The following is an 18,796-nucleotide window of genomic DNA, read 5'->3' as shown; positions in this document are numbered from 1 at the left end:
TATACTTTCCAATGCAGGTTGTTTTCCCTCATCAGGAATCCGTATTACTTTTTATATAAATCAATGATGTCCTGTTCGGTCATGGTTGGGGTTTGCTGTACGAAATCGTAATAATCAGGCTTGTTATCAATGTAGACCTGCGAAGCCAGTTTTTGTGGGACATTGGGGAATAGCCCGGCGGAAATTGAATAGATCTCCGGTTTCAGCAGCCGATAAAACAGGTGGGTTCCGCAGGTGCGGCAGAACGCACGTTCCGCCCAGTCGGAAGAACGATACCGTCCGATATGTTCTTCCCCCTCAAGGGCCACCCCTTGCTGAGTTTCAATCGCCATCAACGGCCCACCTCCCCATGTCCGACACATACCGCAATGGCAGACATACACATCATGCGTGCATGACTCAGGGACCGTTATCGTTACTGCACCGCATAAACAGCGGCCTTGACTGGTTTTCATCACATTCTCCTTCGGTTAAACACGAGACTGACAATGGATAAACCCGTTACAGACAGCAAAGACCTTATGGCTTTATGGACCTTTCATTCAGGCAATAAAAAAGGCACGGTGACGTGCCTTTTTTATCAGTGCGATTATTTGACCACCCGCAGGGAAGGCCGACCACCTCTTGGTGGCGAGGGCGGCTCGTCATCTGGCTGCGGCTCGCTCTCAGCGGCAGGAGAAGAAGGTTCATTGTCCACCACCGACATCAGTGTTGGTCTGGACTCTTCTTCAGAATGGGGCTGCACGCCAAACTCTTCGACAATCTCGTAAGCGGGCTCGGGTTCAAACATGGTACCCGCGCCATTTTCACGCGCATAGATAGCCATCACCGACGCCATCGGGACAAATACCTGGCGGGGAACACCGCCAAAACGCGCATTAAAGCGCACGCTGTCATCAGCCAGTTCGAGATTGCCTACCGCACGCGGCGCAATATTCAGGACAATCTGCCCATCACGGGCAAACTCCATCGGCACCTGCACTCCAGGAACAGTCACATCCACAACCAGATGCGGCGTTAATTGGTTGTCCAGCAACCAGTCATAAAAAGCCCGTAATAAATAGGGACGGCGTGGAGAGAGCTGAGACAACGTCATGCCATTACCCTCTGGACTGCAACCGAATTTCGCGCTCAACTTCAGTCAACGAAGCGAGGAAGGCATCACGTTCGAACACACGGGTCATATACCCCTTCAGTTCTTTGGCACCAGAACCACTCAACTCAATACCCAGCAGCGGCAGACGCCACAACAACGGCGCCAGATAGCAATCCACCAGGCTGAACTCTTCACTCATGAAATAAGGTGCTTCGTTGAAAACCGGGGCGATAGCCAGCAGTTCTTCACGCAGTTGCTTGCGTGCCGCTTCCGCATCCTGAGCATTGCCAGTCTGGATGGTTTTCATCAGCGAATACCAATCCTGCTCAATGCGGTGCATCATCAGACGGCTGTTACCACGCGCCACCGGATAAACCGGCATCAGCGGCGGGTGTGGGAAACGCTCATCCAGGTATTCCATGATGATACGTGATTCATACAACGTCAGTTCACGGTCAACCAGTGTCGGCACCGAGCCGTAGGGATTAAGGTCGATAAGATCCTGCGGCAGATTATCCATGTCCACCTGTTCAATCTCGACACTTACCCCTTTCTCGGCCAGTACAATGCGGACCTGATGGCTAAAAATGTCGGACAGACCAGAAAACAGCGTCATCACCGAACGTTTGTTGGCAGCGACAGCCATGAAAACCTCCAAGTTATCGAAAAAATACGGCGAACAACCGATCGAATATGATCCTGCTGGCCTTGCCGCGTTTAGGCTTCCCCAGGGGGGAGAAAGCGGACGACATCCGTCGTTCTGTTAAAATCACTTGCTGGCGAACAGGCACAAAACCGGCCAATAGTGTATCAGATTCTGTTTGTTTTGTGGGGGGATAAGCGTGTTTTCATGACTAACCCACGGTAATCACAGCAGATTTTTTCCACAGGCGAGTTCAGGAAGAAAAAAAACCCGGTGACAGGCACCGGGTTTTTCTGCGTTGATTTCGCTGCCAGGCAGACAGAAATTAACGTTTGGAGTACTGCGGACGACGACGTGCTTTGCGCAGACCCACTTTCTTACGTTCAACCTGACGAGCGTCACGAGTAACGAAGCCAGCTTTACGCAGTTCAGAACGCAGGGATTCGTCGTATTCCATCAGAGCGCGGGTGATACCATGACGGATAGCACCGGCCTGACCGGAAATACCACCACCTTTAACGGTGATGTACAGATCCAGTTTACCAACCATATCGACCAGTTCCAGCGGCTGGCGAACGACCATGCGCGCGGTTTCGCGGCCAAAGTACTGTTCCAGTGTACGCTGGTTGATAACGATGTTGCCACTGCCCGGTTTGATAAATACACGAGCGGCGGAGCTTTTGCGGCGACCAGTGCCGTAGTATTGATTTTCAGCCATTGCCTATAATCCCGATTAAATGTCCAGAACTTGCGGTTGCTGTGCCGCGTGATTGTGCTCGTTACCCGCGTAAACTTTCAGTTTACGGTACATAGCACGACCCAGCGGGCCCTTCGGCAGCATGCCTTTAACCGCGATTTCAATTACGCGCTCAGGACGGCGGGCAATCATCTCTTCAAAGGTCGCTTCTTTGATACCACCGATGTGACCGGTGTGATGGTAGTACATCTTGTCAGAACGTTTGTTGCCGGTTACAGCAACTTTTTCTGCGTTCAGAACGATGATGTAGTCACCGGTATCAACGTGCGGAGTGTATTCCGCTTTGTGCTTGCCGCGCAGACGACGAGCCAGTTCAGTAGCAAGACGGCCAAGAGTTTTGCCGCTCGCGTCAACAACGTACCAGTCGCGTTTTACGGTCTCTGGTTTAGCTGTAAAAGTTTTCATTAAAAGCTTACCCAATTTAAGTTACACGTTGGTGAACACCCAAACGCTTAAATAAATAGTGTTGAGGTTCACACGGCTATCTAGTCCAGCAAACCTACCCCTTCGAATAGCTATTGCCAGCGCGATTAAAGTTTCGGGAAAAAACTTTGTTGTAACGTGGGGTCGCAAGATTATAGAGAAGTCGATCCCAAAGGTCGACTTTTTTCTCTCATAATTTCCTGCACAGCATACAGCTGTTTGCCACCGTCAATCGCAGCTACGGCAAATGCGGCTGGCGCAGGTACTCCTCGCTTTGCATTTCCTGTAAACGCGACAAACAGCGCTGATATTCGAACTTCAGGTGCTCACCCTGATAAATGTCAAACATCGGTGCCTGGGCAGAGATAATCAGCTTCACCCGACGTTCATAGAATTCATCCACCAACGCCAGAAAACGACGCGCCGCGTTCTCATCTTTTACCGCCATCACCGGCACATGGTGCAATAACACCGTGTGGTACAACCGCGATAAGGCGATGTAATCGTTCTGACTGCGCGCCTCAAGACACAAGGTGGCAAAATCCACCGCCAGCACGCCATCCCCCGCACTCAGTGTTGCCAACGGACGATGATTCACCTCCAGTACAGGGCCAGGCTGGGTGATATCGCGCCCAGACAGACGGCGAAACATCGCCTGCATGTCAGCCTCAGTTTCGGCATTGAGTGGAGTCAGGTACAGATGGGCCTGGGTCAACGTACGCAGCCGGTAATCAATACCCGCATCCACATTGAGCACATCACAATAACGCTTGATAAGCTCAATAGCGGGCAGGAAGCGCGCACGCTGCAACCCGTTGCGATACAACTCGTCTGGCGGAATGTTAGACGTCGCTACCAACGCAATCCCTCGCGAGAATAACGCCCGCAACAGTTCCGCCAGCAACATGGCGTCGGTAATATCCGAAACGAAAAACTCATCGAAACACAGAATGTCAGTCTGCGCCTTAAAGCCGTCCGCCACCTTTTCCAACGGATTTTCTTGCCCTTGCAACTGGTTCAGTTCTTCATGCACCCGCAGCATAAAACGGTGGAAATGCAGCCGAAGTTTCCGCTCCGAAGGCAGGCTGTGGAAAAACAGGTCCATCAACCAGGTTTTACCCCGCCCGACACCGCCCCACATGTACAGCCCTTGTACCGGCGTCGGCGTTTTTTCTTTCTGACCCAGCCAACTGCGCCATTTCGATATCAGTCCCGGCGTACGATTTTCGGGTTGTATCCATACCTGATCCGTCAGCGTCTGATGGATAGCGTTCAAACGGACAACCGTCTGATGCTGCACCTCATCCGGCTGATAGGTCTGTGCCATCAAAGCCTGCTGATAAAGTGCCAAAGGGGTTGTTCTCTGCATAGCACAAAATCCCTGAGAAAAATTTCGTTGTATTTTATCGTGCGTTAACGCCGGTTCAGCCCGTGATCGTGAGCGTTACCGCTTCGCAGTACCCACCTACCCGATCAGACCAGATATACAAGGGCTCCACTCCAGCGAGGTTAGCGGTTATAGTGACTATTATTAAGTGAAAAAACCCTACGGGACAACGAAGTCAAAAATAGGAGTCGTTTTATGACCTGGGAGTCTGCGCTGATTGGATTTGTTATCGGTGTCATCATTGGCGCTGTCGCGATGCGGTTCGGTAACCGTAAACTGCGCCAGCAGCAGGTACTGCAAAACGAACTGGAGAAAAACAAAACAGAACTGGAAGAATACCGTCAGGAATTAGTCAGCCATTTTGCCCACAGTGCAGAGCTGCTCGACAATATGGCGCGTGATTATCGTCAGCTTTATCAGCATATGGTGAAAAGCTCCAACAACCTGCTGCCGGATGTTCCGATGCAAGATAACCCGTTTCGTTATCGCCTGACCGAAGCCGAGTCAGACAATGACCAGGCACCGGTGGATATGCCGCCACGCGACTATTCCGGCAGTGCCTCCGGCCTGCTGCGTGGCACTCACCCGACAGGCAAATAAGCGGCTATTTTTAGCCAACGTTGCCGCGGTTATCCGCCCTGACGGTACTCAATTTGTCGTCAGGGCGTTTCTTGTCGGTCATGCTGACCCTATCCACTTTATCCATGACACGGTCAGTCGTTACATTTCGCTGACGAAATATCAGCGAACTTTACACACAGCTCCGGGTCTGAGTATTCACCGCAAGTTTGAGTTTATATATCATCGTTTTATTCATCAGCAGGTCGTGAGAGAGTTAACAATCAATGAAAAAAACATCGTTGTTATATAGCGCACTGGCACTCGGTATTGGACTGTCGTTGTCTTCAGTGCCCCCAGCCAACGCCGCGCTGCCTGCCGTTGTAGAAGGTCAGGCGCTGCCCAGTCTGGCACCCATGCTGGAAAAAGTGCTGCCTGCGGTCGTCAGCGTGCATGTGGAAGGCACACAGGTACAGCGCCAGCGCATTCCGGAAGAGTTCAAATTCTTCTTTGGCCCGAACACCCCGTCAGAAAAACAGAATTCACGTCCGTTCGAAGGGTTAGGCTCTGGCGTCATCATCAATGCCGAAAAAGGCTATGTGCTAACCAACAATCACGTCGTCAACAATGCGGATAAAATTCAAGTGCAGTTGAATGACGGCCGTGAATATGACGCCAAGCTGATCGGCCGCGATGAACAAACCGATATCGCGTTGTTGCAGTTAAATGATGCCAAGAACCTTACCGAAATCAAAATGGCGGACTCCGATCAGTTGCGGGTCGGCGACTTTGCTGTTGCTGTCGGCAACCCATTCGGGCTTGGTCAAACGGCGACATCCGGTATTATTTCCGCCTTGGGCCGTAGTGGCCTGAATCTGGAAGGGCTGGAAAACTTCATCCAGACCGATGCCTCCATCAACCGTGGTAACTCCGGCGGGGCGCTGGTCAACCTGCGTGGCGAACTTATCGGCATCAACACCGCGATTCTGGCACCGAGCGGCGGTAACGTGGGTATTGGTTTTGCGATCCCCAGTAACATGGCGCAAAACCTGGCTCAGCAATTGGTGGAATTTGGCGAGGTAAAACGCGGCCTGCTGGGAATCAAAGGCAGCGAAATGACCTCCGAGATAGCCAAAGCCTTCAAGGTGGACGCCCAGCGTGGCGCTTTCGTGAGCGAAGTGATTCCTAAATCCGCCGCCGCCAAAGCCGGTATTAAAGCCGGTGACGTACTGGTTTCACTGGATGGCAAGCCTATCAGCAGCTTCGCTGAACTGCGCGCTAAAATTGGTACGACCGCACCGGGCAAAACCGTGCGCATCGGCCTGCTGCGTGACGGTAAACAGCAGGAAGTCTCAGTGGTACTGGATAATAGCGCCAACGTGACAACCAATGCCGATACACTCACCCCGGCACTGCAGGGTGCGACCCTCAATAACGGGCAGTTGAAGGATGGCAGCAAAGGCGTGGCTATCGATAACGTAGCCAAAGACAGCGCCGCCGCTAAAGTCGGCCTGCAAAAAGGCGACATTATCGTCGGCGTGAACCGCGAACGAGTGGAAAACATCACCCAATTGCGCAAAATTCTGGAAGCCAAGCCTTCGGTACTGGCACTGAATATTGTCCGTGGCGATGAAAGTATCTACCTTCTGTTGCGCTAAGCTATGAAAAAGTGGACACCGCGCGATGCGGTGTCCACCCTTCTCTGATATTCTGCGATTCAACCTTCTTTTACACCCAAAACGCTCATGCTAACCAAACTGTTACGTTCGGCGCTGTTCGGTGTCATCGTCGCCGGTATTCTGTTATTGGCTATTCCGACGCTACGCTCCAGTCAGGGCTGGCGGCTCCAGTCCACTAGCGACAGTAGCCAGGAAACCCCGGTCAGCTATTACCAGGGGGTGCGCCGTGCGGCTCCCGCCGTGGTGAACGTATACAATCAGGCCAACGATCCTGCTGCCAAAAACGAATTAAATATCCGCACGCTGGGATCTGGCGTTCTCATGAACAGCAAAGGATACATCCTGACCAACAAGCATGTGATCAACAATGCCGAACAAATTGTGGTCACCTTGCAGGATGGCCGCATTTTCGAAGCGCTGCTGGTAGGTTCAGATAGCCTGACTGACCTCGCCGTACTAAAAATCGAAGGCGCGAATTTGCCTGAAATCCCCATCAACCCGAAACGGGTATTCCATGTCGGCGATGTCGTAATGGCGATTGGCAATCCCTACAACCTTGGTCAGACGGTGACTCAGGGGATTATCAGTGCTACCGGTCGGGTAGGATTAAGCGCGTCCGGTCGTCAGAATTTTCTGCAAACTGACGCTTCTATCAACCACGGCAACTCGGGTGGCGCGCTGGTTAATACACTCGGCGAACTGGTTGGCATCAATACCTTGTCATTTGATAAAAGCGATGATGGCGGTACGCCAGAAGGTATCGGTTTTGCTATTCCTGTCGCGCTGGCGACCAAGATCATGAATAAACTGATCCGCGATGGACGCGTGATTCGGGGTTATTTCGGTATCCGGGGGGCGCAACGCGAACGGCTGGGCAATCAAGTCACTGGCCTTGAGCGGTTGCAAGGTATCGTCGTCAATGAGGTTGATGCGGGTGGACCAGCGGATAAAGCGGGGATTAAAAAAGGCGACTTACTGCTGGAAGTGAACAACAAACCCGCACGTTCCGTAATAGAAACCATGGATCAGGTGGCAGAAATTCGGCCCGGTTCGGTCATTCCCGTCATCATTTCCCGGGATAATCAGGAAATAAAACTGAATATCACAATTCAGGAACATCCTCCCAGCGATTAAATCGCCGGGTACGCCGGGTGATGCGATAGCAGAGCACCCGGCCATAACCGTTAGTCGTTAGCGCTCACGCGCTCAATATTGGCACCCAACGCACGCAACTTGTCTTCGATGCGCTCATAGCCGCGATCGATATGATAGATGCGGTCTACCAGCGTAGTGCCTTGTGCAAGACATCCCGCCAGCACCAGACTGGCCGACGCTCGCAGGTCAGTTGCCATCACCTGTGCGCCAGAGAGGCGGCTGACGCCATGACAAATCACGGTGTTGCTCTCGATTTCCGCCTGTGCTCCCATACGAATCAGTTCAGGGATGTGCATAAAGCGGTTTTCAAAAATGGTTTCGGTGATAACGCCAGTACCTTCCGCCACCAGATTCAACAGGCTGAACTGCGCCTGCATATCGGTCGGGAACCCCGGATGCGGAGCGGTACGCACATTCACGGCTTTCGGCCGACGTCCATGCATATCCAGGCTGATCCAGTCGTCACCAATTTCGATATCAGCACCCGCTTCACGCAGTTTGGACAACACCGCATCCAGCGTATCAGGACGGGTGTGACGGCATACGACCTTGCCACCGGAGACCGCCGCCGCGACCAAAAACGTGCCGGTCTCAATACGGTCCGGCAGTACACGGTATACCCCGCCGCCCAGACGATCCACACCGTCGATAACGATCTTGTCGCTACCCGCACCACTGATTTTGGCGCCCAGCGTATTCAGGAAGTTCGCCGTATCGACAATTTCAGGCTCGCGCGCGGCGTTCTCAATGATAGTTTTACCCACCGCCAACGTGGCGGCGCTCATGATGGTCACCGTCGCACCAACGCTGACTTTGTCCATCACGATGTGTGCACCTTTCAGCCGACCATCAACCGTCGCCTTCACATACCCTTCTTCCAGCGTGATGTGCGCGCCAAGCTGCTCCAGGCCATTAATGTGCAAGTCGACCGGACGGGCACCAATAGCACAACCACCCGGCAGCGACACCTGCCCTTGCCCAAAACGTGCCACCAGCGGGCCCAATGCCCAAATAGAAGCGCGCATGGTTTTTACCAGGTCATACGGTGCACAAAACACATTCACCGAGCTGGCATCGACATGTACAGAACCATTGCGCTCAACACGAGCGCCTAATTGGCTCAGTAACTTCATGGTGGTGTCGATATCACGCAGTTTGGGAACGTTTTGAATTTCTACCGGCTCTTCAGCCAGCAGGGCAGCGAACAGGATAGGCAGGGCGGCGTTTTTTGCGCCGGAAATAGTAACTTCACCAGCGAGCCGGGTTGGCCCCTGCACACGAAATTTATCCATAGTGACGATTTCTCAATATTCAGACTCAATAGCATGGCCGGATGGCCGCTAACTTACAGACCGCTTAGTTTACGGTCGCGCTGCCACTCTTCAGGGGTATAAGCCTTGATCGACAACGCATGAATGCGATTATCCGCGATGTATTCCATCAACGGCGCATAGACCGCCTGCTGCTGTTTTACGCGGCTCATACCCTTGAACAACTCACCTATCACAATGACCTGGAAGTGGCTGCCGTCGCCAGACACATGCGCATCTTCAAGCGCCAGCGCTTTCATCAGCACGTCTTTAATTTCGTCGTTTTCCATTGCTCTCGATTCTACGTCAGGGGGATGATAAACAGGGTGGTATCTTAGATGAATCTGTCGCTATCTTAAACAAAAGAAATCCCCCTTGCGCACAGGCGACAAGGGGGAACCTTAATCATAAAAACTCACGGCGACAGGTCGACTCAATGGACTGGAATGATTTCATTCAGGTTATACAGTTGAATCAACGTACGCAGTCGCTCACTGGCACCGGTAATCGTCATCGGCGTTCCCTGCTGCTCCTGCTGGTGATAAAAATGCACCAACAGGGCCAGTCCCGCAGAATCCACACGCTCAACCTGGCCGACATCCAGCACACGGCTACCTGCCAGTAACGCATCCCGCTGTTGCCAGAGCGGCAGTAAACTGTTCCGATCCAGGCAGCCTTCCAGATACAGTGTGCCGTCAGTCTGCCGCCACTGCAGTGCATCAGCCATTTTTCTGATCCAACGTAATCGGCTGCTGAGCCGCCGCTTGCAGTTGCTTCGTCAACCCATCAACGCCACTCTGGCGCAACGTGGACGCCCATTCGTTCTGCTTGGTGGTAATCATGCTCACCCCTTCGGCGATCATGTCATAAGCCTGCCAGTAGCCGGTTTTGGTGTTTTTACGCCACTGAAAGTCCAGACGAATCGGCGGACGACCACCATTGTCAATAATAGTGACGCGGATAGACACAATCTCGGCATTGCCCAGCGGTTGTTCCGGCGCTATCTCGTAAGTCTGTCCATGGTAAGACGCCAGCGCCTGACCGTAGGCTTGCTCCAGATACGATCCAAACGCCGTGAAATAGGCTTCGCGCTGTTCTGGCGTGGCACTCTTGTAATACTGCCCCAGCACCAGCGCACCAGCGTATTTTATCTGCACGTAAGGCAGCAGTTCTTCACGTACCACGGTGCGCAGATAGTTAGGGTCCTGCTGAATATGCGACTGTTCGTTTTTAAGACGATCAAACGTTTTCTGCGCCGCATCGCGCATCAGGCTGTAAGGATTAGTTTGATCCGCTGCACTGACAAACGGGGCCACCACCAACAAAGCCACCATCAATAAACGTTTTAACATGCTGTGTCCTCTCAAGGCTGTTGGGCCGGTTTTTCGCTGGCTTCAGGTTTTGCCGCATCACCGTTTTTCTCGGCCGGTTTAGGCGCGGTCGGTTCGGTATGCCCCTGATTCGCATTATTCTGGCTGGCATTGTCAGTATTGTTGCCACCGCTCTTATATAGGAATTGACCGATAAGATCCTCCAGAACCATAGCAGGCTTGGTATCCTGAATAGTCCCGCCGTCCTGCAGAATCGAGGTACCCATGTCCTCGTCTTCAAAACCAATATTCAACGCCAGATACTGTTCCCCCAGCAGACCGGAAGTACGAACCGCCAGCGAGCTGGTATCCGGAATGTGGTTGTAGCGCTTATCGATATCCATCGCTACCCGCGGCAGATAGGTCTTGGTATCCAGCGAAATATCCACGACACGGCCAATCACCACACCGCCGACTTTTACCGGCGAACGCACCTTGAGGCCGCCAATATTGTCGAACGTGGCATACAAACGGTAAGTCTGCTGTTGCCCAAGCGATTTCAGGTCTGCCACCTTCAGGCATAAAAAGATGATGGCGCACAGTGCGATCAGCATGAACACGCCAACCCCTATTTCATGTTTCTTTGTTTGCATCGACTTATTTCCCAAACATCAGTGCCGTCAGCACAAAATCCAATCCCAGTACCGCCAGCGACGAGTGCACCACCGTGCGGGTCGTCGCGCGGCTGATGCCTTCTGACGTCGGAATCGCGTCATAACCGTTAAACAGCGCAATCCAGGTAACGGTAATGGCAAACACCAGGCTCTTAATCACACAGTTAAGTAGGTCTTTCTGCCATTCCACCGCGTTTTGCATCGCCGACCAGAAAAAGCCGCTGTCGATCCCTTTCCAGTCCACGCCAACCAGTGCGCCGCCCCAAATACCAACGGCGACAAAAATCACCGTCAGCAAAGGCATGGAAATCACCCCGGCCCAAAACCGCGGTGCGACGACACGGCGCAACGGGTCTACCGCCATCATTTCCATGCTGGATAACTGCTCGGTCGCCTTCATCAGTCCGATTTCCGCCGTCAGGGCAGAACCGGCACGCCCGGCGAACAACAACGCCGTCACCACCGGCCCCAGCTCACGTAACAATGACAGTGCCACCATCATGCCCAGGCTGGCTTCCGCACTGTAGGTGGTCAGGACCAGATAGCCCTGCAGACCCAAGACCATGCCGATAAACACGCCGGATACCATAATGATCAGCAATGATTGCACGCCAACGCTATAGAGTTGCTTACGCAACAGCGGCCACTGTCTGGCCGGTTCCGGCTTGCCCACCAGCGCATTGAACAACATCAGCCCGGCACGCCCGAAAGAGGCGCAAACCTGGATGCCAACACGTCCTAGCGACGCTAATGCCTGTACTAGCATGAATTACTTACTCCCCCAAACCTAACAGCTCACGCTGGTAATCGCCCGCCGGATAGCGGAACGGCACCGGGCCATCGGCAATGCCATCGAGAAACTGCCTGACACGCGGATCGTCATTCTGCTGCAATTCGGCCGGTGCGCCCTGCGCCACGACACGCTGATCGGCAATAATGTAGGCATGATCGGCGATACTCAGCACTTCCGGCACATCGTGAGACACCACGATACAGGTCACGCCAAGCGCGTGATTTAATTCATCAATGAGCTTCACCAGCACCCCCATGGTGATCGGGTCCTGGCCGACAAAAGGCTCATCAAACATAATCAGTTGCGGGTCCAGCGCAATCGCACGCGCCAGAGCCGCACGCCTTGCCATACCGCCAGACAGCTCTGACGGCATCATTTGTGCCGCACCGCGCAACCCCACCGCTTCCAGCTTCATCATCACCGTGCTTTGCAGCAACGGTTCAGGCAGACGCGTATGCTCCCGTAGCGGCCAGGCAACATTGTCGAACACATTCAGGTCGGTAAATAACGCGCCGGACTGAAACAACATGCTCATTTTCTTACGCGTTTCATACAAACGAGAACGGGAAAGCGTCGGAATATTTTCCCCGTCGAACCAGATTTCACCGCTGTCTGGTTGCAGTTGACCGCCAATCAGCCGTAACAGCGTGGTTTTACCGATACCGGACGGCCCCATGATGGCCGTAATTTTTTGCTTTGGCACATTCAGCGAGACATCCGAAAAAATCGGCCTGCTACCTCGCCGGAAACTGAGCCCGCGAATTTCTACCAGATTTTCGTGGTTCATGGTCTATTCCTCAACGATCACCCATAGTGACCGCCCGTTTTCACATTTTCGCACCGTTACGCCCTGAAATCGCTTTTCAGAGTGTTACGCTTACTCTTCACTGTTACAGAATCAGGACACGGGGTCGTGACCAAAATTGCCATTGGTTTTACTTTTTCGCCCTGCGCAGTCAGAATTAGCGCCAACGAGGAAAAATGGCGGTTTTGCTTATTATTCGTCCAGAAATACTGGTTTGTGCGCCAATAAACCGGTGATTATACCTGAATAAAGGACGCTGCATGCTTTTTGCGACAGTACTGTTAATTGTTGGTTTAGTGTTACTGGTTTATGGCGCCGACCGAGTGGTGTATGGCGCAGCTGTACTGGCGCGCACATTGGGTGTACCGCCGATGATTATCGGCATGACGATAGTAGGCATGGGAACCTCGCTGCCCGAATTGATGGTCTCGGTTACCGCCGCGCTCAACCATCAGACCGACATGGCGGTAGGCAATGTATTGGGGTCGAATATCGCCAACATCCTGTTGATCCTCGGCAGCGCCGTGCTGATCCGCCCGTTGACGTTTCATTCCACACTGCTGCGCCAGGAACTCCCGCCGATGCTGGTGGTCACGCTGCTGTGTGGTGTTCTGCTGCATGATAGTTTTCTCAGCCGCCTGGACGGCGTGATCCTGCTGCTGACAGCCTGCGGTTGTATCCTGTTGATGCTACGCATGGCCCACGCCGCTCAGCGTCGCGGTGACGACAGCCTGACACGCGAACAGATGGCCGAACTGCCCAGAGAGAACAACCAAACCGTGGCGTTGTTATGGCTGTTACTCGGCCTGATTATTCTGCCGATGTCGGCGCGTATTGTGATCGATAACGCCACAGTTATCGCTAATTACTTTAATATCAGCGAACTGACCATTGGGCTCACCGTGTTGGCCGTCGGCACCAGTCTGCCGGAATTGGCGACCGCTATCGTCGGCACACTAAAGAAAGAAGACGACATCGCGCTCGGTAACCTGATTGGTTCGAATATCTTTAATATCGTGATAGTGCTGGGCGTGCCCGCTCTCTTGTCCCCTGGCGCGGTCAATCCGCTCGCGTTTACGCGCGATTACTGGGTGATGCTGGGTGTCAGCGCGCTCCTGACGGTTCTCTGTCTCCGCCAGAAACGGCGCATCGGTCAGGGTGCTGGCGCATTGCTGTTGTGTGCGTTCATCGCATACCTTTCGGTGCTGTTCTTGTTCTCATAGCCAGAGCATTGGCAACGCAGGATGTTTTACATGTCACATTTCGAGTTACAACCGGGTTTCGACTTCCAGAGTGCGGGTCGGCAGGTTTTATCCATCGAGCGCGACAGCCTCGCGCAGTTGGATCAATACATTGACGACAATTTCTCCCGCGCCTGCGAGAAAATGTTTTACTGCCACGGCAAAGTCGTGGTGATGGGCATGGGTAAATCCGGTCATATCGGTTGCAAGATGGCCGCGACCTTCGCCAGTACTGGCACACCCGCTTTCTTTGTCCACCCCGGCGAAGCCAGCCACGGTGATTTGGGTATGATCACCGCGCAAGACATTGTGATCGCCATTTCCAATTCCGGCGAATCACATGAGATTCTGGCGCTCATCCCGGTGTTAAAGCGCCTGCAAGTGTGCCTGATCTGCATGACCGGTAACCCGGAAAGCACCATGGCGAAAGCCGCTGACATTCATCTTTGCGTTCATGTCTCCCAGGAGGCCTGCCCGCTGGGTCTGGCACCGACCTCCAGTACCACCGCGACCCTGGTGATGGGCGATGCGCTGGCGGTGGCGCTATTGAAAGCGCGCGGCTTTACGGCTGAAGATTTCGCGCTGTCGCACCCCGGCGGCGCACTCGGTCGCAAACTGCTGTTGCGAATCAACGATATCATGCACACTGGCGACGAGATCCCCCGTGTCGGTCAAGACGCCTCACTGCGCGACGCCCTGCTGGAGATTACCCGCAAAAATCTGGGGATGACGGTCATTTGCAGTCCGGACGATCGCATCGAAGGTATTTTCACCGACGGTGACCTGCGCCGGGTGTTCGATATGAATATCGACCTTAACAGCGCGGGTATCGCCGATGTGATGACGCGTGGTGGTATTCGGGTAACGCCGCAAACCCTGGCGGTGGATGCCCTGAATCTGATGCAGTCCCGCCATATCACCTCGCTGCTGGTCGCAGAGGGCGATCGCCTGCTGGGGATTGTCCACATGCACGATATGCTGCGCGCAGGTGTGGTATAAACCTGACGCACACACGCCGCAGAGAATGAAAAACCAAGGATACGAGTGAATGAGTGAAACCCGGTCGCAAACCGATACCTGTTACGGGCCTGTCGATACCCTGGTCATGCAGCGTGCCCGTGATATACGTCTGTTAATCTGCGATGTCGACGGTGTCCTGTCTGATGGCCTGATTTACATGGGAAATCAGGGCGAAGAGCTGAAAACCTTTCATGTCCGCGACGGTTACGGCATTCGCTGCCTGCTGACGTCGGATATCGACGTGGCGATTATCACCGGCCGCTCATCGCAGTTACTCATCGACCGCTGCCAGACATTGGGAATACGCCACTTATATCAGGGACAATCAGATAAGATTTTGGCCTTCCGCGAGCTGTTGGATACACTGTCGCTCACTGCCAGCCAGGTGGCGTATATCGGCGACGATCTGATCGACTGGCCGGTGATGGCCGAGGTGGGGCTCAGCGTCGCCGTCGCGGACGCCCACCCACTGTTGCTACCCCGAGCGCATTACGTCACGCGTATCGGCGGCGGCCGTGGCGCAGTACGAGAGATTTGCGATCTTATTCTGCTGGCACAGGGTAAACTGGACTTTGCCAAAGGGCTGTCGATATGAGTAAAACGAAACGCTGGCTGACGTTGTTGCTGGCATTGATTGCGCTGGTGCTTATCGGGTTAAATTTGACGACCCGACGGGAAGGAAGCGGGCCGACTGAAGTACAAAATAATGACCCGGCCTACACCATGCAGCAAAACACGACGATGGTGTATGACCCGACCGGGAAACTGAGTTACAGGCTGGTAGCCGAAAAAGCCGAGCACTACAACACCGAACAAGTCAGCTGGTTTACTCAACCGGTAGCGACCATGTTCAATGAACAAGCTATCGCGACCTGGTCGGTGCGCGCAGATCGCGCCAAGCTGACAAAAGATCGCATGTTGTATCTGTACGGTCATGTCGAGGTCACCAGCCTGACCGACGATTCGCAGTTAAAGCGGATTAAAACGGACAATGCGCAGATTAATCTGGTTACGCAGGACGTGACGTCAGATGATGAGGTCACCCTGTACGGTGCCAGCTTTACCTCTAACGGACTGAAAATGCGCGGAAACCTGCGCAGCAAAACCGCTGAGTTGATCGATAAGGTAAAATCCTATTATGAAATCCAACCAAAAAATTAATGTGTTACACAGCATCCTGATCGCCAGCTCGCTTTTTGCCGTCAGTATTCCGGCACTGGCACTGACCGGAGATACCGAGCAACCGATCCACATTACCTCCGACCAGCAGGCACTGGACATGCAAGGCAATGTGGTGACGTTTACCGGCAACGTTATCGTCACGCAGGGGTCGATAAAAGCACAGGCCGACAAAGTCGTCGTAACCCGTCCTAACGGCCAGCAAGGCCATGAAATCATCGAAGGCTACGGCAATCCGGCGACCTTCTACCAAATGCAGGACAACGGTAAGCCCGTCAAAGGCCATGCTCAGAAAATACGCTATGAAATGGACAAGCAACTGGTCACATTAACCGGCAATGCTTATCTGGAACAGCTGGACAGCAACGTCAAGGGCGACCGCATCACCTATCTGGTACAGCAACAGCAGATGGAAGCGTTCAGCGACAAAGGCAAACGAGTCACTACCGTGCTGGTCCCGACACAATTGCAGGATAAAGGCGCGCAAAATGGCGCCAAGCCCGGCAGCAACACCGGCAAGCCCACCAAACAACAGTGAGTAACGCGCTAACCCATGGCAACACTAATCGCCGAAAATCTGGCCAAGGCGTATAAAGGCCGCAAAGTGGTGGAAAACGTCAGCCTGAATGTCAATTCCGGCGAAATCGTTGGGCTGCTCGGCCCTAACGGGGCCGGCAAGACGACCACCTTCTATATGGTTGTCGGTATCGTCCCACGTGACGAAGGTCGTATCGTGATAGACGATGAGGACATCAGCCTGCTGCCGTTGCACGATCGCGCCCGTCGCGGTATTGGTTACCTGCCGCAAGAGGCCTCGATTTTCCGGCGACTGAGCGTCTACGACAACCTGATGGCGGTACTGGAGATCAGAAAAGATCTGACCCGCGAGCAACAGCAGGATCGCGCCAACGAACTGATGGAAGAGTTTCATATTGTTCACCTGCGCGATAGTCTGGGACAATCGTTGTCCGGTGGTGAACGCCGTCGGGTGGAAATCGCCCGGGCGCTGGCTGCCAACCCCAAATTCATCCTGCTGGACGAACCCTTTGCCGGGGTAGATCCGATTTCGGTTCTCGACATCAAGAAAATCATTGAGCATTTGCGCGATAGTGGGTTAGGCGTACTGATTACCGACCATAATGTGCGTGAAACGCTCGATGTCTGTGAACGTGCCTATATCGTGAGTCAGGGTCAGCTTATTGCCCACGGCTCCCCGATGGATATACTGGCGAATGAGCAGGTAAAACGAGTCTATCTGGGCGAAGGCTTCCGACTCTAACCACGTCATGTTTTAGGTTGATAATTCAAAAGGAAGTTAACGCGCGTTATGAAGCAAGGTTTGCAACTCAGGCTCAGCCAGCAACTGGCTATGACACCGCAGTTACAGCAGGCCATCCGCCTGCTGCAGTTGTCCACGCTTGAACTCCAGCAGGAAATCCAACAGGCGCTGGAAAGCAACCCGTTGCTGGAGCAGGCCGATATTCATGACGAAATAGAAACCCAGGAAATCAGCGACAGCGAAGCGTTGGACACCCGCGAGGCGCTGGAGCAAAAAGAGATGCCCGACGAGTTACCGCTCGACGCCGCCTGGGATGAAATCTACACCGCCGGTACGCCCTCCGGTACCAGCACCGACTACCGTGATGAGGAATTACCGGTCTATCAGGGTGAAACCACGCAGACACTGCAGGATTACCTGATGTGGCAGGTGGAGTTGACGCCGTTTTCCGATACCGATGCCGCGATTGCCACGTCCATCGTCGATGCGGTGGACAACACCGGTTACCTGACGGTATCGCTGGATGACATCCGTGAAAGCATCGGCAATGAAGAGGTCACGCTGGAAGAAGTGGAGGCGGTGCTCAAACGCGTGCAACGTTTTGACCCTGTCGGCGTGGCAGCCCGCGATTTACGCGAATGTCTGCTGGTACAGCTATCGCAGTTCAACAGCGACGTTCCCCGTCTGAGCGAAGCCAGGTTGATTGTCAGCGACTATCTCGATTTGCTCGCCAACCATGATTTCCGCACCCTGATCCGTACCAGCCGCCTCAAAGAAGACGTATTGAAAGAAGCGTTGGCGCTGATTCAGTCACTGGATCCGCGCCCTGGGCAGTCTATCAATACAGGCGAATCCGAGTATGTCATTCCAGACGTCCTGGTTCGCAAGGTACAAGGCCACTGGATGGTAGAACTCAACACCGACAGCGTGCCACGGCTGCAAATCAACCAACAGTATGCCGCTCTTGGCAACAGTGCGCGTAACGACAGCGACGGGCAGTTCATTCGCAGTCATTTGCAGGAAGCGCGCTGGCTCATCAAGAGTCTGGAAAGCCGTAACGATACCCTGTTGAAAGTCACCCGTTGCATTGTGGAACAACAACAGGCGTTCTTCGAACACGGTGAAGAATTTATGAAACCCATGGTGCTGGCGGATATCGCTCAGGCCGTGGATATGCATGAGTCCACCATTTCCCGCGTGACGACCCAGAAATTTTTGCACAGTCCGCGTGGTATTTTTGAGCTGAAGTATTTCTTTTCCAGCCACGTCAATACAGACAGCGGCGGCGAGGCATCGTCCACCGCTATCCGTGCGCTGGTGAAAAAACTCATTGCAGCGGAAAATCCCGCTAAACCGCTGAGCGACAGCAAGCTGACCACCCTGCTTTCCGAACAGGGAATCATTGTGGCCCGCCGTACTGTCGCCAAGTATCGAGAGTCTTTATCTATCCCGCCGTCAAACCAACGCAAACAGCTGGTTTGACCCCT

The 18,796-nt window shown here is 53.6% G+C and carries 23 protein-coding genes; 10 read left to right on the top strand and 13 right to left on the bottom strand.

What is annotated here, in order from left to right; genetic code table 11:
* Positions 1-44: 44 nt before the first annotated feature.
* The 6 genes from DD586_RS01590 to zapE form a co-directional block, all read right to left on the bottom strand.
* A complete protein-coding gene (locus DD586_RS01590) occupies positions 45-455 on the bottom strand; it encodes a GFA family protein (RefSeq protein WP_012883056.1) in 411 nt (136 codons plus the stop codon).
* A gap of 134 nt (positions 456-589) precedes the next feature.
* The gene (gene sspB, locus DD586_RS01585) at positions 590-1,096 is read right to left on the bottom strand and encodes a ClpXP protease specificity-enhancing factor (RefSeq protein ID WP_012883055.1); all 507 of its coding nucleotides are present in this window, start codon (positions 1,094-1,096) and stop codon (positions 590-592) included.
* 4 nt (positions 1,097-1,100) lie between these two features.
* Complete coding sequence (sspA, locus tag DD586_RS01580) at positions 1,101-1,742, bottom strand: stringent starvation protein SspA (protein ID WP_012883054.1); 642 nt, start codon at positions 1,740-1,742, stop codon at positions 1,101-1,103.
* Between the two features lie 322 nt (positions 1,743-2,064).
* Complete coding sequence (gene rpsI / locus DD586_RS01575; protein WP_012883053.1) at positions 2,065-2,457, bottom strand: 30S ribosomal protein S9; 393 nt, start codon at positions 2,455-2,457, stop codon at positions 2,065-2,067.
* A gap of 15 nt (positions 2,458-2,472) precedes the next feature.
* Complete coding sequence (gene rplM, locus DD586_RS01570; protein WP_012883052.1) at positions 2,473-2,901, bottom strand: 50S ribosomal protein L13; 429 nt, start codon at positions 2,899-2,901, stop codon at positions 2,473-2,475.
* Between the two features lie 256 nt (positions 2,902-3,157).
* Positions 3,158-4,288 carry a cell division protein ZapE gene (zapE, locus tag DD586_RS01565; RefSeq protein ID WP_012883051.1) on the bottom strand — a complete coding sequence of 377 codons (1,131 nt, stop codon included), beginning with the start codon at positions 4,286-4,288 and terminating at the stop codon, positions 3,158-3,160.
* 213 nt (positions 4,289-4,501) lie between these two features.
* Here zapE and zapG point away from each other — a divergent pair, with 213 nt between their 5' ends.
* From zapG to degS, 3 genes are all read left to right on the top strand, one after another.
* Positions 4,502-4,906 (top strand): Z-ring associated protein ZapG, encoded by a 405-nt coding sequence (zapG, locus tag DD586_RS01560; protein ID WP_012883050.1) that lies wholly within the window; start codon positions 4,502-4,504, stop codon positions 4,904-4,906.
* Positions 4,907-5,151: 245 nt separating this feature from the next.
* Positions 5,152-6,522, top strand: a complete 1,371-nt coding sequence (degQ, locus tag DD586_RS01555; protein WP_012883049.1) for a serine endoprotease DegQ — start codon at positions 5,152-5,154, stop codon at positions 6,520-6,522.
* Between the two features lie 87 nt (positions 6,523-6,609).
* A complete protein-coding gene (gene degS, locus DD586_RS01550) occupies positions 6,610-7,677 on the top strand; it encodes an outer membrane-stress sensor serine endopeptidase DegS (protein WP_012883048.1) in 1,068 nt (355 codons plus the stop codon).
* 50 nt (positions 7,678-7,727) lie between these two features.
* Here the strand turns inward: degS and murA are convergent, their stop codons facing one another.
* The 7 genes from murA to mlaF form a co-directional block, all read right to left on the bottom strand.
* Positions 7,728-8,990: a UDP-N-acetylglucosamine 1-carboxyvinyltransferase gene (gene murA, locus DD586_RS01545; RefSeq protein ID WP_012883047.1), complete on the bottom strand. Its 1,263-nt coding sequence runs from the start codon at positions 8,988-8,990 to the stop codon at positions 7,728-7,730.
* Positions 8,991-9,043: 53 nt separating this feature from the next.
* Entirely contained in the window at positions 9,044-9,298 is a 255-nt protein-coding gene (gene ibaG / locus DD586_RS01540; RefSeq protein ID WP_012883046.1) for a BolA family iron metabolism protein IbaG, read from the bottom strand.
* A gap of 143 nt (positions 9,299-9,441) precedes the next feature.
* Positions 9,442-9,735, bottom strand: coding sequence for a lipid asymmetry maintenance protein MlaB (gene mlaB / locus DD586_RS01535; protein ID WP_012883045.1), 294 nt, complete (start codon positions 9,733-9,735; stop codon positions 9,442-9,444).
* Positions 9,728-10,360, bottom strand: coding sequence for a phospholipid-binding protein MlaC (gene mlaC / locus DD586_RS01530; protein ID WP_012883044.1), 633 nt, complete (start codon positions 10,358-10,360; stop codon positions 9,728-9,730). Before mlaC ends, mlaB begins: the two co-directional genes overlap by 8 nt.
* Positions 10,361-10,371: 11 nt before the next feature.
* Positions 10,372-10,971 (bottom strand): outer membrane lipid asymmetry maintenance protein MlaD, encoded by a 600-nt coding sequence (mlaD, locus tag DD586_RS01525; protein ID WP_012883043.1) that lies wholly within the window; start codon positions 10,969-10,971, stop codon positions 10,372-10,374.
* Positions 10,972-10,975: 4 nt separating this feature from the next.
* Complete coding sequence (mlaE, locus tag DD586_RS01520) at positions 10,976-11,758, bottom strand: lipid asymmetry maintenance ABC transporter permease subunit MlaE (RefSeq protein WP_012883042.1); 783 nt, start codon at positions 11,756-11,758, stop codon at positions 10,976-10,978.
* Between the two features lie 7 nt (positions 11,759-11,765).
* The gene (gene mlaF, locus DD586_RS01515) at positions 11,766-12,572 is read right to left on the bottom strand and encodes a phospholipid ABC transporter ATP-binding protein MlaF (protein WP_012883041.1); all 807 of its coding nucleotides are present in this window, start codon (positions 12,570-12,572) and stop codon (positions 11,766-11,768) included.
* A gap of 278 nt (positions 12,573-12,850) precedes the next feature.
* On the opposite strand from mlaF, the gene DD586_RS01510 reads away from it, so the two are divergent.
* Genes DD586_RS01510 through rpoN form a run of 7 tightly spaced genes read left to right on the top strand, consistent with a single transcriptional unit; the run spans position 12,851 to position 18,791 of the window.
* Positions 12,851-13,813, top strand: a complete 963-nt coding sequence (locus DD586_RS01510) for a calcium/sodium antiporter (protein WP_012883040.1) — start codon at positions 12,851-12,853, stop codon at positions 13,811-13,813.
* A 30-nt stretch (positions 13,814-13,843) separates the two neighbouring features.
* The gene (kdsD, locus tag DD586_RS01505; protein WP_012883039.1) at positions 13,844-14,830 is read left to right on the top strand and encodes an arabinose-5-phosphate isomerase KdsD; all 987 of its coding nucleotides are present in this window, start codon (positions 13,844-13,846) and stop codon (positions 14,828-14,830) included.
* A gap of 49 nt (positions 14,831-14,879) precedes the next feature.
* Positions 14,880-15,446, top strand: a complete 567-nt coding sequence (kdsC, locus tag DD586_RS01500) for a 3-deoxy-manno-octulosonate-8-phosphatase KdsC (RefSeq protein WP_012883038.1) — start codon at positions 14,880-14,882, stop codon at positions 15,444-15,446.
* Positions 15,443-16,012: an LPS export ABC transporter periplasmic protein LptC gene (lptC, locus tag DD586_RS01495; RefSeq protein ID WP_012883037.1), complete on the top strand. Its 570-nt coding sequence runs from the start codon at positions 15,443-15,445 to the stop codon at positions 16,010-16,012. Before kdsC ends, lptC begins: the two co-directional genes overlap by 4 nt.
* Positions 15,990-16,568, top strand: coding sequence for a lipopolysaccharide ABC transporter substrate-binding protein LptA (gene lptA, locus DD586_RS01490; protein ID WP_012883036.1), 579 nt, complete (start codon positions 15,990-15,992; stop codon positions 16,566-16,568). The genes lptC and lptA overlap by 23 nt, the downstream gene beginning before the upstream one ends.
* A 15-nt stretch (positions 16,569-16,583) precedes the next feature.
* Positions 16,584-17,309, top strand: coding sequence for an LPS export ABC transporter ATP-binding protein (lptB, locus tag DD586_RS01485; protein ID WP_012883035.1), 726 nt, complete (start codon positions 16,584-16,586; stop codon positions 17,307-17,309).
* A gap of 48 nt (positions 17,310-17,357) precedes the next feature.
* Entirely contained in the window at positions 17,358-18,791 is a 1,434-nt protein-coding gene (gene rpoN, locus DD586_RS01480; RefSeq protein ID WP_012883034.1) for an RNA polymerase factor sigma-54, read from the top strand.
* The last annotated feature ends 5 nt before the right edge of the window (positions 18,792-18,796 follow it).

It is taken from the genome of Dickeya parazeae Ech586, assembly GCF_000025065.1.
Taxonomy (GTDB): Bacteria; Pseudomonadota; Gammaproteobacteria; order Enterobacterales; family Enterobacteriaceae; genus Dickeya; species Dickeya zeae.
The sequence above is the reverse complement of the archived record's forward strand: the minus strand, read 5'-3'. Positions and strand labels throughout refer to the sequence as shown.

Bases quoted from the DNA above. Each gene is read 5' to 3' on its own strand.
- DD586_RS01590 (WP_012883056.1), bottom strand. From the start codon at position 455: ATGAAAACCAGTCAAGGCCGCTGTTTATGCGGTGCAGTAACGATAACG.
- sspB (WP_012883055.1), bottom strand. From the start codon at position 1,096: ATGACGTTGTCTCAGCTCTCTCCACGCCGTCCCTATTTATTACGGGCT.
- sspA (WP_012883054.1), bottom strand. From the start codon at position 1,742: ATGGCTGTCGCTGCCAACAAACGTTCGGTGATGACGCTGTTTTCTGGT.
- rpsI (WP_012883053.1), bottom strand. From the start codon at position 2,457: ATGGCTGAAAATCAATACTACGGCACTGGTCGCCGCAAAAGCTCCGCC.
- rplM (WP_012883052.1), bottom strand. From the start codon at position 2,901: ATGAAAACTTTTACAGCTAAACCAGAGACCGTAAAACGCGACTGGTAC.
- zapE (WP_012883051.1), bottom strand. From the start codon at position 4,288: ATGCAGAGAACAACCCCTTTGGCACTTTATCAGCAGGCTTTGATGGCA.
- zapG (WP_012883050.1), top strand. From the start codon at position 4,502: ATGACCTGGGAGTCTGCGCTGATTGGATTTGTTATCGGTGTCATCATT.
- degQ (WP_012883049.1), top strand. From the start codon at position 5,152: ATGAAAAAAACATCGTTGTTATATAGCGCACTGGCACTCGGTATTGGA.
- degS (WP_012883048.1), top strand. From the start codon at position 6,610: ATGCTAACCAAACTGTTACGTTCGGCGCTGTTCGGTGTCATCGTCGCC.
- murA (WP_012883047.1), bottom strand. From the start codon at position 8,990: ATGGATAAATTTCGTGTGCAGGGGCCAACCCGGCTCGCTGGTGAAGTT.
- ibaG (WP_012883046.1), bottom strand. From the start codon at position 9,298: ATGGAAAACGACGAAATTAAAGACGTGCTGATGAAAGCGCTGGCGCTT.
- mlaB (WP_012883045.1), bottom strand. From the start codon at position 9,735: ATGGCTGATGCACTGCAGTGGCGGCAGACTGACGGCACACTGTATCTG.
- mlaC (WP_012883044.1), bottom strand. From the start codon at position 10,360: ATGTTAAAACGTTTATTGATGGTGGCTTTGTTGGTGGTGGCCCCGTTT.
- mlaD (WP_012883043.1), bottom strand. From the start codon at position 10,971: ATGCAAACAAAGAAACATGAAATAGGGGTTGGCGTGTTCATGCTGATC.
- mlaE (WP_012883042.1), bottom strand. From the start codon at position 11,758: ATGCTAGTACAGGCATTAGCGTCGCTAGGACGTGTTGGCATCCAGGTT.
- mlaF (WP_012883041.1), bottom strand. From the start codon at position 12,572: ATGAACCACGAAAATCTGGTAGAAATTCGCGGGCTCAGTTTCCGGCGA.
- DD586_RS01510 (WP_012883040.1), top strand. From the start codon at position 12,851: ATGCTTTTTGCGACAGTACTGTTAATTGTTGGTTTAGTGTTACTGGTT.
- kdsD (WP_012883039.1), top strand. From the start codon at position 13,844: ATGTCACATTTCGAGTTACAACCGGGTTTCGACTTCCAGAGTGCGGGT.
- kdsC (WP_012883038.1), top strand. From the start codon at position 14,880: ATGAGTGAAACCCGGTCGCAAACCGATACCTGTTACGGGCCTGTCGAT.
- lptC (WP_012883037.1), top strand. From the start codon at position 15,443: ATGAGTAAAACGAAACGCTGGCTGACGTTGTTGCTGGCATTGATTGCG.
- lptA (WP_012883036.1), top strand. From the start codon at position 15,990: ATGAAATCCAACCAAAAAATTAATGTGTTACACAGCATCCTGATCGCC.
- lptB (WP_012883035.1), top strand. From the start codon at position 16,584: ATGGCAACACTAATCGCCGAAAATCTGGCCAAGGCGTATAAAGGCCGC.
- rpoN (WP_012883034.1), top strand. From the start codon at position 17,358: ATGAAGCAAGGTTTGCAACTCAGGCTCAGCCAGCAACTGGCTATGACA.